This window comes from Sphingomonas sp. CCH15-F11 (genome assembly GCF_001557005.1).
In the GTDB taxonomy this organism is placed as follows: domain Bacteria; phylum Pseudomonadota; class Alphaproteobacteria; order Sphingomonadales; family Sphingomonadaceae; genus Sphingomonas.
The window spans coordinates 38,030-51,157 of the sequence record NZ_LSKG01000055.1; the positions used below are offsets into that span (position 1 = coordinate 38,030).

Genomic DNA, 13,128 nt, shown 5'->3' on the forward strand with positions numbered 1-13,128 from the left:
GGTGATCGGTCCCGTGCGGGCGACGACAGGGAACGCCATGCTCGCCACTGCCACGCACGCCGCGCCATCGCTGGTTTTCCAGCATGATCCCCACCCCGCGCCGCGATCCGCCGATGAACGCGCCGCACTGCTCGCCGCGCCCGTGTTCGGCCGCGCGTTCAGCGATCACATGGTCGTCGTGCGCTATAGCGAAGGCCAGGGCTGGCACGACGCGCGCGTCCAGGCGCGCGGGCCGATCCCGATGGACCCGGCGTCATCGGTGCTGCATTATGCGCAGGAGATTTTCGAGGGGCTGAAGGCCTATCGCCTGCCCGACGGTGGGGCGGCGCTGTTCCGGCCCGACGCCAATGCCCGCCGGTTCCGCGAGTCTGCCGAGCGGCTGGCGATGCCGCCGATGCCCGAGGCGATCTTTCTGGATGCGGTGCGCGAGATGGTGCGCATCGACCATGAATGGATCCCCGCGATCGAGGGCGGCTCGCTCTATCTGCGCCCATTCATGTTCGCGAGCGAGGTGTTTCTGGGCGTCAAGCCGGCGTCGGAATATCTGTTCATCGTCATTGCGTCGCCGGTCGGGCCCTATTTCCGGGGCGATTCGCCGTCGATCACGATCTGGACGTCGCAGCAATATACGCGTGCGGCCCCCGGCGGCACCGGGGCGGCCAAATGCGGCGGCAACTATGCCGCTAGCCTGATCGCGCAAGCGGAGGCGACGCGGCAGGGCTGCGACCAGGTCGTCTTCCTCGATGCGGTCGAGCGCCGCTATGTCGAGGAATTGGGCGGCATGAACCTTTTCTTCGTCTTCGACGACGGCACGCTGCGCACGCCGCCGCTGGGCGGCACGATCCTGCCCGGCATCACGCGCAGCTCGCTGATGATGCTCGCGCGCGACGCGGGCATGCGGGTCGAGGAAGCGCCATACGCGATCGACCAGTGGGAGGCGGATGCACGCAGCGGGCATTTGCGCGAGGCTTTCGCCTGCGGCACCGCGGCGGTCGTCACGCCGATCGGGCGGGTGCGCGGCGAGAAGGTCGACTTCACGATCGGCAATGCCGGCCCGGGCACGGTGACGGGAACGCTGCGCGAGCGCCTGGTCGCGATCCAGCGCGGCATCGCCCCCGATCCGCACGGCTGGGTCGAGCGCGTGATCTGAGGCACGCACGATCCGGGCTTTGACGAAGCCCCCGCCCCGCGATAGAGGGACGGCCCGCCGGACGCACCGGCGGTTCCTGCTGGGGCGTCGCCAAGCGGTAAGGCACCGGTTTTTGGTACCGGCATTCGCAGGTTCGAATCCTGCCGCCCCAGCCAGATCTTACCGAACGCGCCGCGAAGGCATGCGCTTGCCGCCGATCGCGGCGGTGCCCGATTTCACCGCGACGCCCACGCTTGAAGCGCAACTGGCGCGTCTGGAACCATCTGCGCACGATCCTACCACGCGCAGGCATGACGACCGACAATCCGGCGCACTTGAACAGCTAGCCTCGCTGCGCAAGCTACGCCGACGCCGACATCACCGTGTGACGCATCCAGCCGTCGCCGAGCCGGCTAGAAGCGGTTGGCCAAGGTCACGCCGAACGTCGCCGGATCGCCCAGCTGGCCGACAACCAGGCCGTTGTTGCCGGGCTGGTTCGACAGAAACTCGAAATATTCGGTGTCGAAGGCGTTTCGCGCCCAGACCCAGGCATTCAGCCCGCTGGCTTGACGATAGCCGACGCGGAAATTGGCGATGCCATAGCCATCGACCACGAAAAACGGGGATGGCGTGGCGTTCGACGAGAAGGCCGAGCGATAGCTCGCATCGGCACCGGCATAGACCTCGCCCCTGCCCAGCGGAAAATTGACTTCGCCGCCCCACGCGAGCGCCCATCTGGAAATGCCGGGAAAGCGTTCGCCGGAGATGTCCTTGAACCCGCCCAGCGTGCCCTGGCAATTGGCCGGGACATTGGGGGTCGCCGCGGTGATCCCGGTGCACTCGGGCGGCGGCGGGGCATCGGGAAAATCGCGGAACTCGCCATCGTTGAAGGCGACGTTGAAATAGGTGGCGATCCGGTCGCTGGGGCGCAGGCTCAGCTCGCCCTCGAACCCCTGGATGCGGACATCGGCATTGGCGAGATAACCGCGCACTACCCCGATGGCGCCGTTGGTGACGGTCGTCTGATAGTCGTCGATATCGGTCCGGAACGCGGTGAGGTTCAGGGTCACGCGCCGGTCCCAGAACTGCGTCTTGGCACCGATCTCGAAATGGTCGAGCTGCTCGGGCCGGACCTCGACCAGTTCGGTGGCGACCGTCACCCCGTCGGCGCGGAACGGCAGGCCGTTCAGGTTGAGCCCGCCCGATTTGAAGCCGCGCGCATAGATCGCGTAGAGTTGCACATCGTCGACCGGACGCCACGACAGGTTGATGTCACCGGAAACGTTGAAGTCGCGATAACGCCCGGCGTAGGACTGGGCGGGCAGCGCCGCGCGTTGCTGGGCCAGCTGCGCCGGTGTCGGATTGGCGATGCCTCCCGTCACCGTCGCGTCATAGGTCGAATCCTTGGTATCATAGTTGAGGCGCAGGCCCGGCTGGAGGCGAAGCCGATCGGTCAGGTTCCAGGTGAGCTGGCCATAGGCAGCGACGCTGTTATTCTCAAAACGGATGTCGTTGCGCTGGGTCAGCCCGTCGAGCACCGCGGGGTTGGCCCCGGCCGTCGGCCCGTTGCTGAACAGATTGGCCGCCGCGCCCTGGGACTGGAGGCCGCGGGTGTCGATCGTCTGGCGGAACCCGAACAGTCCCGCGACGAAATCGACACGATTGTCGCCCGACGTGGCGAAGCGGAATTCCTGTGTCAGCTGGCGCTGGTCGGAGGGGTTTTCGGACCGGGTCGTGATGGGCAGGCCGATGAAATCACGGTCGTTCGACGGACGCCACGTCCAGAACCGCCAAGCCGTAACCGATGTCAGCGTGCTGTCGCCCAACTGCCATTCGGCGACCAGCGACGCACCGCCCAGATCCTGCTGCGCGCGCAGATCGGCGTCGACATCGGTGATGCGGGCAAAGGGATCATCGGTCGGCAGCGCGTAGCCGAGCGCCGCCGTCAGCGCGGCAAACTGGCGATTGGCGGCACGCAACGTCGGAAAGACCCGCGCCGGCACCTGGGTGTAGCCGTCGGGCCGCTGGCGGCTCCAGTCGGCCGTAAAGGTCAGCTCCAGCCCCTCGACGCCGGTATAGAGCAGCGTGCCGCGCAGGCCGAGATTGTCGAGCGAATTGGTCCATTCGTCGGTACGCACGTTGCGCACCGTCCCGCGCCGGGTGGTACCGACAATCGCCAGGCGCGCCGCCAGCGTCTCGCTGAACGGCCCCGACACCGATGCCTTGCCCTGGAAGAAGTCGTAATTTCCCCCGCTCAGCTCGACACGTGCCTCGGGCGAGAAGCTGGGGGCACGGGTGCGGATGTTGATCGCGCCGGCGGTCGTGTTCTTGCCATAGAGCGTCCCCTGGGGCCCGCGCAGCACCTCGACCTGTTCGGTATCGATGAAGTCGAGCGCGGACGCCGCCGGTCGCGCATAGTAAACCTGGTCGATATAGAGCCCGACGCCCTGCTCGATCCCGTCATTGGTGAGGCCCAGCGGCGCGCCGAGCCCGCGAATATTGATCGCGGAATTGCGCGGGTTGGACGCGTAATACTGGATGACCGGCTGAATCTGCGCGATGCGGCTGATGTTATAGGTGCCGGTCGAGGTCAGCTGGCGTTCGCTGAACACGCTGATCGGCACGGGCACGTCCTGCAGCGCCTCTTCGCGGCGGCGGGCGGTGACCAGGATGGTTTCGCGCTCGGCCTCTGGCTGTTCGTCGTCCGGCGTCGTTTGGGCGTGGGCGGGTGCTGCGGCGAGCAGCGGCAAGAGCAGCAACAATTGGCGCGACGGCATGTGCATGACGCGAACTCCTCCCTGTCGGTCGCCCGAAACTCGATCGATTCGATAGGAATTACAAAGAAGGAGAAATTGTCGAGCCAAAGCTTCCGCTTTGCGGCATCCCGGGTCGGCGCGCGGGCCGCGGGTTCAGTCGAGGCCGACGAGCCGTGCGACGCCGGTGCGCAGCATCGCATCGATGATCGCGGCGTCACTGGACATCGGCAGCTGGCCGATGATCGACAGCGTGACGGCACCATGGACGATCAGCCTCAGGTCGCGCACGCGCGCGCTGGCCGCCGCCCAGGTGGAGGCCGGGCAGCGCGGCCGCGAGATCGTCGAGCGGAGCACAGATCCGGCGGGCGACGAATGTCGAGCGCCCCCGACGCAGATGCCAATCCCCGATTGACGATGATCGACGCGTGCGGCCACTATCTGCGGTGGACACAGCCGTCAGCGGCCGCGGCGGCGGCGAGGAAGTTCGCGCGATGAAACGGGGAAGGATCCTGGCCGGGGCCGCGATCACGCTGGTCACGATCGGCGCGGCGGGCTGGTTGCTGTCGGTACAGGTCGCAGAGTCGCAGTCCCGCCCGGTCGCGCCCGCCGACGCGGATCGCCGGGCGCATGGCGCGGCGGCCTTCATGGGCGCGGGCTTCGGCGGGATCAGCACCGATGCGCTGGCAACCAACGCGCTCCCGTGGCGCATCGCGGCGACGGCGCTGGTACTCGACGCGCAGGCCAGTGATCCTGCCGCGTCGCTGTCGCAGGCAACGCTCGACAGGGTGCTTGCCCGCTTCGGTTTCCTGACCGGCACCCGCGTGATCAATCTCCCGCAAGGCGTGCGCCAGGTTGCGTCGTCGCTGCCGCTCGGCATGACCTATGGCGATATCGCCCCGGTGGCGGGGGCGAAGGTCATGGTTTCGAACCTCGGTTGTGCGGCGTGCCACGCGGGCGCGACCTACAGCGCGGAAGGCATCCCGATGCCGGATCGCCCGGCCCTCGGGATGCCGAACACCTCGATCGACCTCGAAGCCTACACCCTTGCCGTCTTTCGGGCGATGCGCCGGCATATCGATTCGCCCGACCTCCTTCCCGCGGCGCAGACCCTGTTCCCCGAGATGGGCTGGCGCGAGCGCGCGAGCCTGCGGCTGATCGTGCTTCCCCTCGCCCGCAGGCGCCTCGACGCGCTCGCCGATGCGGAACGGCCGTTACCGTTCACCAACGGCGCGCCGGGAAGCACCAACGGGGTCGCCGCGCTCAAGCAGGCGCTGGGGACGCCGTTGACCGACGGCGGACGGGGCGATGCGGGCGTCGTTTCGATTCCCGATCTCGGCGACCGAACCTGGCGGACGCGCCTGCTTGCCGACGGGGTTTACGCGGTCCCGGGTGCGGGCGCCGGTCCGACGACCGCTCCACCCGACCCGTCGCGGCGGCGGGCACTGGCCGCGATCACGACATTTTTCACCGTGCCGAGCATGGGCGTACATCCCGACAAGGCAAAGGCGAGCCTCGACGACGCCGAAGACGTCATGGCCTTTATCGACGGCTATCAGGCGCAGCGGTTTCCCGGCGTCGTCGACCGCGCTGCCGCGGCGCGCGGGCGCACGCTTTACGCGGGCCAATGTGCGCGTTGCCACGGGACATACGACGACAGGCTGGACGCGCCGCGGCTCGTGTCGTTCCCCAACTGGTACGGCGATGTCGGAACCGATCCGATGCGCCGCGCAAATTTCGATTCCGCGTTGGCGGCTGCCGTGGCGAAGTCCCCCTATCGCGCGCTCATCACGGTCCGTCAGGGTCCGGGCTATGCGGCGCCACCGCTCGCGGGACTTTGGGCGTCCGCGCCTTACCTGCACAACGGATCGGTGCCGACCATCGCTGCCCTGCTCGATCCCGCGCGCCGACCGGCGCGGTTCATGGTTGGCGGACATGCGCTCGATTTCGGCGCGCTTGGGCTGAGGTTGACAGCGGACGGGCGCTATCCGCCGGGGTACCGGCCGTTCTCCCGTCCAGCATGGATCGATACGGGCACGCAGGGCCGCGGCGCGACGGGGCATTTGCAGGGCACCGCGCTGTCCGCGGCCGACAAGCGCGCGCTGATCGAATATCTGAAGCTGCTCTAGCCGATCAGAACTTCGTCGATCGGCAGCCGCGCCCGCGCCGTAATGGGGCCTGCCGGCCGGCGACCGAGCCGGAAGGCCGAGACGAGCCGCCGATCCTGCGGGATGCGCGCCACGTCCTTCGCCCATGCGTTCGCCTCCGGATCGTCGGCCAGCGCCGCAAGCACCGCCGCGCCAAATCCCGCCGCCTCGATCCGCAGCCACAGGCGATAGAATTTGCGGCCGCTGTCGAACGGATCCTCGCCGACGGGGCGGTGGAACAGGACGACCGCCGCGTCCTTCGCGATCCGGCCCCCCTCGGAAACCAGCGGCTTCGCCAATCCGGCCCGCGCAAGCCATCCGAACATCGGCCCGAGCACCAGTCCGGCGCCCCTGGCCGCGATCGGCCCCATCGCCATGGCATCGGCATTGAGTCCATCGCGCGCCCAATCGGGATGTCCGCGCGACAGCCGCATCCACGACAGCAATTCGCGACGAAACGGATCCTCGCGCATGAAGCGCCAGCTGGCCTCGTCGAGGTGGCGGTCGACAGCCCTAAGCGTCGCGGGGTCGGCGAGTATGGCGGCATCATCGCCGACGAGCGCGGTGGCGGCGTCGCGGTCGGCGGGCGAGGCTTTTTCGAAGCCCCCCCGGAACGAACTGCGCCTGTCGACCCATTCCGCCAGGGGATCGGGCTCGACCGGCCCCGACAAAGCGAAGTGCGCGGTGCGTCGGAGCCCGGTGTCCCGGCCGCCCTGCAACCGCTCCACACGCACGCCCCGCGTCGCGCGGCTGGCGGCGAGACAAAAGCCCTCTGCTGCCGCGCCGAGGCTCATTGCGGCATCGTGGCCGGTCGGATCGGCGGCGGGCAGGCGCCGAGACAGGTCCTCGAAAAGCGTCGCGCCATCGTCGTCGATCCGCCAGCGGGCAGGTTGCACATTGTGCACGCTCGGCGCGAGCGCCGCTTCGGCCACGAGCGCCGCCATGTCCTCGCGCGTCATGCGATCTCCTTGCGGAAAAGATGCGTGCGATGGAGCGGCTTTCCGCCGAGCCGATCGATCTGGCAGAGGCTCGCGGCGTTGACGTCGGCAATCCAGGTGACGCCCAGCCGCTCGTACCCGGCATCGCGCAGGGCGGTCACCGTCCGCGCCAGCATCGCCGGCATGACGCCGCGGCCGTGCCATGCGGTTGCCACCGAATAGAAGATGATCACCGCGCGCTTCCGGTTGATCCGATACCGCAGGTAGTGCCACGGCGTCGCAAGGCCGATGCGCGAACGCGTCGCGGCGAGGAAGCCGTTGAGATCGGGGATGCAGATCACCGCCCCGATCGGCTTTCCGTCGTGGTGCAGTACGGACGACAGCCGCGGATCGAGGATCGCGCTCATCTCGCCGGCCTGGAATTCGAACTCGTCGGCGGTCAGGGGAACGAACATGGGATTGGCCGCAAAGCCATCGTTGAGCACCTGTCGCGCTTCGGCCATCCGCTCGGGAAAGACGCGCTTTTCGACCGGTGCGAAGCGGAAGCCGGCGGCGGCGTCGAACCCCTCGACGGTGGCCAGGTTCACGGTCGACAAGTCGATGTCGAAGGTGGTCATCGGAAAGAATGCCTGGAACCCGTTTGCATCGAGCAGGCGCGGCAGATGCGGTGGCCCGACGATCATATCGGTATAGGCGCGATTGCCGAAGCCGCCGGTCTGCACGCCCGCCTGCTGCATCGCGGTAAGGTTGAAGTTTCCGACCAGCTCATTTTGCGCATGCGCGCGCGCAAAATCTGTCGCAGCGTCGAGCAGCGCGCGGGCAGCGTCCCCGTCATCGGCGCAGTCGAAGAAGCCGAACTGCGCGCGGCGGATGCCATGGCGCATGTTCGACTGCGAATGGACATGCGCCACGATCCGGCCGAGCGGACGCCCGTCACGATGGGCAGTCCAGTAGCGGAACGGATTGCCGGACGCCCACAGGGGGTTCTTCGCGGGATCGAGCATCCGGCGGATATCGCGCTTCAGCGGCGAAACATAGCCGACCGAGTGGTCATACACGGCGAAGGGCACATCGAAAAAGGCGTCCGCATCGCCTTCGCGCAGCTCGATTGTCACGCGCTTCGCTCCAACAGCCGGGAAAGCAGAATCAGCTCGTCGCCCAGGCGCGGGCCTGCGAAGCTGCCGGCCGATACCGCGAGGAAGCGCGGCTGATCGCCGGGCAACCGGACGAGATGCGTCGCCGCGAGCGAGTCGAGCAGGTCACGGGCTGCGTCGCGCAAATCCGGGTCGACCGAGGAATCGCTCACGACCGGCATCGCCGCGAGCGTCGAGACGGTCGCTTGCGGCCAGGCTGCGAGCGCCTCACCCTCGATGACCCTGCCCGTCGCCAGCAACGGATGGCTTGCGAGCAGCGCCGCAGGATCGCGGGGATCGGCCCGGGCGAGCGCGCGGACGAGTCCCTCGGTGCCGCGACGACTGCGCGCAAACCGCTCGACAAGCAACGCCAGCGCCGAAAGCGCAGTACCGAACGCGGCGGCGCTCGGGCTGCCTTCGCTCGCCAACGCGGCAAGTCCGCCTCCGCCAAGACACAGGAGGACGTCGCGCACAAGCTTGCGCGGCGCATCCGCACCGTCGACCAGGTGCGACGTCGCGAGGACGAGCAGCAGCATGGCGAAGGGGCCGAAGCGCACGGGCAAGCCGGGAGCGATTGCATGGAAATCGGTCAGCGCCATCGGGATGGTCGCGGCCAACGCGATCAGGAAGGTGTCGGCGGTCGCCCGCTCACCCTGCGACAGCCCGGTCCGGTTGGCGGTTATCAGCATCACCATCAATGCGACGACAATGGCCTGGAATGTCGCGAGCGCGACGAGGGTCGGCCCGCTCCAGACGAAGCCGATGGTCAGCGCGATAACCGAGAACGCGGCCCCCCCGACAAGCGCGAGTAGCTTGATCCAGCGCGCCGCGTGTCGCCGGACCAGTTCCTCCGCAAAACGCAGCCCCGCGAGCGGCAGCCAGGCGGCCACGACCATCAGCGCCACGGTAACGAAAGAGGCGGTCGCGCCCGGCACGAGGACGATGACAAGGCGGCAGACGAGCAGGGCTGCAACGAGGCGATAGATCGTCACCAGCCGCCGCGCCACCGGATTGGCGGCGCGCCCCTGCGGGCCGATGCCGCGCAGCGCAACGGTGACTGCAAGCAACGCGACGGCGAGCAGGACCGGCTGAACGAGCCCCGGCGTCACGACATGAAGCGCTTCATGAAACGGCGCACGACGAGCTTCTTCGGCGCCGCGAGAACAGCCGGAAGCGGCTTCTCGACACGGCCCGCGTGCGGATTGAAGAACCAGCCCCGATGGTCCGCCCCGCCCTCGCGCCGGAGGATTACGCGGATCGCCTCCTCCGCCATCATCGTGCCGGCCATGGTCACCATCGTCGAGAACGAGAATCGCGACCGCGTGCCGGCCGCCACTTCGCCCGCGATGTCGAGGTCGACATATTTGTGCGAACTGCTGTGGACGAGGACATACTCGATCTCGCGCATCAGACACTCGATCTTCATCCCCGGCGTCACCGCCTGCCACTCCACCCCGACGGTGGGGTAGGACAGACGTTCCTCCAGTCGCGGCGCGGCCGGGCCCACGCGCGTCACCGAGGGCAAGGGCGAGGCATAGGCATCGATGACCGTCTTTCCATGCGCCTTGGCGCGGCGATAAAGATGCACCCCGGCAGCGGCATCGTCCATTCCGTTGACGACGACGTCGACCCGCTGAAGGATGTCGTCGAGTTGCGCGGTCCATTCGCCGCCATGGACCAGAACCCGGGCATCCGGATTGATCCGGAGGGCGCCATCGCGCGCTGCCTCTGCCTTCGCCCGGCCGACCGTATCGAGCGTGGCAAACAGTTGACGATTGAGGTTCGAGACCTCGAAATCGTCGATGTCGGCGATGACGAAGCTGCCCACACCTGCACGCACCAGCGCCATGAACGCCGCACCGCCCATACCGCCGACGCCGGGAATGAACACGCTGCCGCCGCGTAGCCGCTCTTGCTCGTCCTCGGTCACAAAGCCGCGGTTGCGGGTGGTCATCTCGCGATAGGAGAATTCGATCATGCGGGGCGCAGCCTACCATGGGGTTTGCGGGGGTCGAGCCATTGAAGCGTCGGCGCAATCACCGCGGCGAGCGCGATGAAAACGACCTGCACCATGAGTGCCGGCAGCGCACCGCGCGGGACCATGCGCAGCACGTATCGCCGCGCCGTCGCCAGATCGAGCTTGCCGATCTGCAGCACGTCGTCCCCGCGCGCATAGTCGAGCGCGGCTTCGCAATATGCATTGTACCGCGGGTCGCGATGCTTGGCGGCGACCGCGAAGGTTTTTTTCAGATTGTCGGATCCGCCGGTGTAGGCGTCGGTGATCACCTGTGCATCAGCATCGAATCCGGCGTCCTCACCGACGCCGAACGCATCGCGCTGGCTGCGCATGATCTGATGCGCGAAGTGGCGATGCGCGAAGGTCTGCCGGGTGCCCGCCTGTGCCGGGTACACGTCGGAGAACGTTTCCGCGACGAGGCCGACGACCGCGGGAACCTGCGTCACGCTGCTGATCCATAGGGACCGCAAGCCGCGACGCACGAACAGCGCAAAGCAGGTAAAGCCATAGAGCACCCATGACAGCCCCTCGCCGCGATCGTTCGGGTCGATCATCACGAGGCCCAGATGGAGGATTTCTTCGGCCTGCCCCCCGCGCACGACCGGCAGGATCGGCATGGCGTTGAACGCGATCGAGCGACCATCGTCGCGCCGGCGCACGATGGTGATCACGCTTCGCGCCCATGGCGAGCGATCCTCGCCGAACAGACCATAGTCAAGATCGCGCCCGCCGAGGCAGGCGCGCACCACGACCGCGCAATCGGCGACCAGCCGCTCGACATCGACGGGCGCGAGCCAGGCGCCCGGTCGCTCAATCGTCTCCACGGAGAGCTCGGGGGAGGCCGCGAAGCGCAGATGCAGATAGTTCCCGCCAAACGCTTTCAGAAATGATGCCCGCCCCATTGCCATATGATACGCCAAACCGGGTTACGTTTCTCCTGCCATGGCTACGCGCTGGCGCATCGATACGCTCTTCTCCCCAGACCCGGCGCAATCGGCCACGTCGCTTCGATGTCGGATGGGTTATGCGTGGAGTCCCAGATCCGGGGACGCCGGATGGATCCTACACCCCCCTGAAAGCGAAGCGGTCGCTCAGGCACGCAATGGCAGCGGCTCCATACCAGAGGGAGATTGCGTGACTGGCGCGAGACGGGGTGGTCTGGCGTGGACATGCCGGATTGCGACCGTCAAAAAGACCGTCTCGCGAGCAAAGCTGACCGATGGCCGCTTTCGCTGATCCAGCTCCAAATTCCTCGTGCGAAAGCTAGGTGAGCCAAAGATCGAGTGTTCCGGGAGACTTTAGCAACTCGATGATGCGTCCGCGGCATCACCGGCGACGGAGAGACGAAAAGATGAAACCGACGGTCCGAAATGCTGCGGCGGCCGCCATAGGCGCCAATGTACACCGACGTTACGATGCACGGGCTTGCCGACGCACTTGCGCGCCGCCCGAACCGCATCAAACAATGATGCGGCGGCTCATCTCTCATAAACGCATCTGAGGCGCCGCTCTGAGATCGCCGTCTCCTGCGGATATCCGAGCGCGCTGTTCACGTAAGTGACGCCATCGATCACAGCGCGACGATTGACGTGACTGTGGCCATAAACGTGCACGACCGCCCCGAGCGATCGCAGCTTTGTGTCGATCCGGCCCGTCCCCAGCACAGGCAGCAGGTTTTAGGCTTTCCCGATCTCTGCCTACGATACCGCGTCCCTCTATGAACGGTTCGATGATTCGTTCATAGAGGCGTTCATGGCAAGGGCATTCACCGAGGAAGACCGCGCTCTGGCCAGGCAGATTTTATTGGCGGAGGGTCGCCGACTGTTCGTTGAAGGCGGTCTGAAGGCGGTTTCGCTCTCGAGCCTGTCGCATGCAGCGGGAATCGCCAAGACGTCCTTCTATGCGTTTTTCTCGTCAAAAGAGGTGCTCATCCTCGATCTCCTCGCGGCCGAAGCCGAAGGCGTGACGGATCGTGTCATGACGCCGCTCTCCGATCCGGCGCTGTCAGCCGCCCAAGCGCTATCTACGTTCCTGCACGCGCTGCTGGCCGAGTACGAGACGAACCCCTTTCTTGCCCGGCTTGCCTCTGAACCGCACTCGCTGGCGGCAATCGCGAAGCGTGTGCGTCCTGATGACCTTCAGCAAAAGGCTGCATGGATGGAACGCCCGCTCGCTACTTTCTTTGCGGAGCGTACAAATAGCGGAGAGATTTGCACGCATTCTATTGAAACCTTGATCGATGTGGTTCGGTCGGTTTCGCTGCTGGCAGTGCATCGCGACCGGTTTGACTCGCCGCAGCGGTTTCAAGCCGCCGCAGCGACGCTGATCGACGCGGTATCTCAAGGCCTGACTAGACGTGAGGCACATTCATGACCGCCGAAAGCCGTGTTGCTCGCGCCTTCGGGTTAGATGAAGTGGGCTGGGCTCGCCACGCCAATCCGTGGAGCGGGTGGACCCGGTTCACGACCTGCCTACCGCTGCTCGTGCTCGCCATCTGGAGTCGCGTCTGGTTGGGCTGGTGGTCGCTTGCGCCCATCTTCTGGCGCTGCTTTGGATATGGCTGAACCCACGCGCATTCGGTCCCGTTCGTGACGATCGCTATTGGATCGCCAAGGGCGTTTTCGGCGAACGGTTATGGTCAAACAGGCATCGTGTCGCGGTACCGAACCGCCACAAGGTCATGCCAAATGTGCTCAATATCGCATCTCTGATGGGGTTTCCCTTCTTGGTTTGGGGTCTCGTCACGCTCGATCTCTGGCCAACGGTTTTCGGCATAGCCGTGATTACGGTCGGAAAGCTCTGGTACATTGATCGCATGGCCATCCTCTACGAAGACATGATCAGCAGTCATCCGGAGCTCCGCTATCGGCCACCCCAATCATATGCGGTATCGACCGGGCGGTGACAGCTTCTGGAAGCGAGCAAGATCGTTGCGAACCGCATTTTAGGGTCAAGAGCTGTCAATCGGCGTCCAATCGGGACCCCCTATCGGCGCGCAAAAGGGACCCCCT

At 66.5% G+C, this 13,128-nt stretch carries 10 protein-coding genes, 1 tRNA gene and 1 pseudogene; 5 read left to right on the forward strand and 7 right to left on the reverse strand.

What is annotated here, in order from left to right:
- The first annotated feature begins 37 nt into the window (after positions 1 to 37).
- Both AX709_RS05360 and AX709_RS05365 read left to right on the forward strand, forming a co-directional pair.
- Positions 38 to 1,150: a branched-chain amino acid aminotransferase gene (locus AX709_RS05360; protein WP_066547672.1), complete on the forward strand. Its 1,113-nt coding sequence runs from the start codon at positions 38 to 40 to the stop codon at positions 1,148 to 1,150.
- 80 nt (positions 1,151 to 1,230) lie between these two features.
- Positions 1,231 to 1,305 (forward strand) — tRNA-Gln (locus AX709_RS05365).
- 237 nt (positions 1,306 to 1,542) lie between these two features.
- Here AX709_RS05365 and AX709_RS05370 read toward each other — a convergent pair.
- Positions 1,543 to 3,912, reverse strand: a complete 2,370-nt coding sequence (locus AX709_RS05370; RefSeq protein WP_066547615.1) for a TonB-dependent receptor — start codon at positions 3,910 to 3,912, stop codon at positions 1,543 to 1,545.
- Between the two features lie 126 nt (positions 3,913 to 4,038).
- The gene (locus AX709_RS05375) at positions 4,039 to 4,239 is read right to left on the reverse strand and encodes a hypothetical protein (RefSeq protein ID WP_066547617.1); all 201 of its coding nucleotides are present in this window, start codon (positions 4,237 to 4,239) and stop codon (positions 4,039 to 4,041) included.
- 137 nt (positions 4,240 to 4,376) lie between these two features.
- Here AX709_RS05375 and AX709_RS05380 point away from each other — a divergent pair, with 137 nt between their 5' ends.
- Complete coding sequence (locus AX709_RS05380) at positions 4,377 to 6,011, forward strand: hypothetical protein (protein ID WP_156454165.1); 1,635 nt, start codon at positions 4,377 to 4,379, stop codon at positions 6,009 to 6,011.
- Here AX709_RS05380 and AX709_RS05385 read toward each other — a convergent pair.
- The 5 genes from AX709_RS05385 to AX709_RS05405 form a co-directional block, all read right to left on the reverse strand.
- Positions 6,008 to 6,988 carry a hypothetical protein gene (locus tag AX709_RS05385; protein ID WP_066547633.1) on the reverse strand — a complete coding sequence of 327 codons (981 nt, stop codon included), beginning with the start codon at positions 6,986 to 6,988 and terminating at the stop codon, positions 6,008 to 6,010. The two genes, AX709_RS05380 and AX709_RS05385, sit on opposite strands and share 4 nt — an antisense overlap.
- A complete protein-coding gene (locus AX709_RS05390) occupies positions 6,985 to 8,082 on the reverse strand; it encodes a GNAT family N-acetyltransferase (RefSeq protein WP_066547635.1) in 1,098 nt (365 codons plus the stop codon). Before AX709_RS05390 ends, AX709_RS05385 begins: the two co-directional genes overlap by 4 nt.
- Positions 8,079 to 9,107 carry a hypothetical protein gene (locus AX709_RS05395; protein WP_156454166.1) on the reverse strand — a complete coding sequence of 343 codons (1,029 nt, stop codon included), beginning with the start codon at positions 9,105 to 9,107 and terminating at the stop codon, positions 8,079 to 8,081. The genes AX709_RS05390 and AX709_RS05395 overlap by 4 nt, the downstream gene beginning before the upstream one ends.
- Positions 9,108 to 9,205: 98 nt before the next feature.
- The gene (locus tag AX709_RS05400; RefSeq protein ID WP_066547639.1) at positions 9,206 to 10,078 is read right to left on the reverse strand and encodes a HesA/MoeB/ThiF family protein; all 873 of its coding nucleotides are present in this window, start codon (positions 10,076 to 10,078) and stop codon (positions 9,206 to 9,208) included.
- On the reverse strand, positions 10,075 to 11,025 hold the full coding sequence (locus AX709_RS05405; protein ID WP_156454167.1) for a hypothetical protein: 951 nt from the start codon (positions 11,023 to 11,025) through the stop codon (positions 10,075 to 10,077). Before AX709_RS05405 ends, AX709_RS05400 begins: the two co-directional genes overlap by 4 nt.
- Before the next feature lie 844 nt (positions 11,026 to 11,869).
- Here AX709_RS05405 and AX709_RS05410 point away from each other — a divergent pair.
- Entirely contained in the window at positions 11,870 to 12,490 is a 621-nt protein-coding gene (locus AX709_RS05410) for a TetR/AcrR family transcriptional regulator (protein WP_066547645.1), read from the forward strand.
- Positions 12,487 to 13,022: pseudogene (locus AX709_RS05415) on the forward strand (DUF6653 family protein). The gene AX709_RS05410 and the pseudogene AX709_RS05415 overlap by 4 nt, the downstream one beginning before the upstream one ends.
- The last annotated feature ends 106 nt before the right edge of the window (positions 13,023 to 13,128 follow it).

What these genes read in the sequence shown, in the direction of transcription:
- AX709_RS05360 (WP_066547672.1), top strand. Translation starts at nt 38, where the DNA reads ATGCTCGCCACTGCCACGCACGCCGCGCCATCGCTGGTTTTCCAGCAT.
- AX709_RS05370 (WP_066547615.1), bottom strand. Translation starts at nt 3,912, where the DNA reads ATGCACATGCCGTCGCGCCAATTGTTGCTGCTCTTGCCGCTGCTCGCC.
- AX709_RS05380 (WP_156454165.1), top strand. Translation starts at nt 4,377, where the DNA reads ATGAAACGGGGAAGGATCCTGGCCGGGGCCGCGATCACGCTGGTCACG.
- AX709_RS05385 (WP_066547633.1), bottom strand. Translation starts at nt 6,988, where the DNA reads ATGACGCGCGAGGACATGGCGGCGCTCGTGGCCGAAGCGGCGCTCGCG.
- AX709_RS05400 (WP_066547639.1), bottom strand. Translation starts at nt 10,078, where the DNA reads ATGATCGAATTCTCCTATCGCGAGATGACCACCCGCAACCGCGGCTTT.
- AX709_RS05405 (WP_156454167.1), bottom strand. Translation starts at nt 11,025, where the DNA reads ATGGCAATGGGGCGGGCATCATTTCTGAAAGCGTTTGGCGGGAACTAT.
- AX709_RS05410 (WP_066547645.1), top strand. Translation starts at nt 11,870, where the DNA reads ATGGCAAGGGCATTCACCGAGGAAGACCGCGCTCTGGCCAGGCAGATT.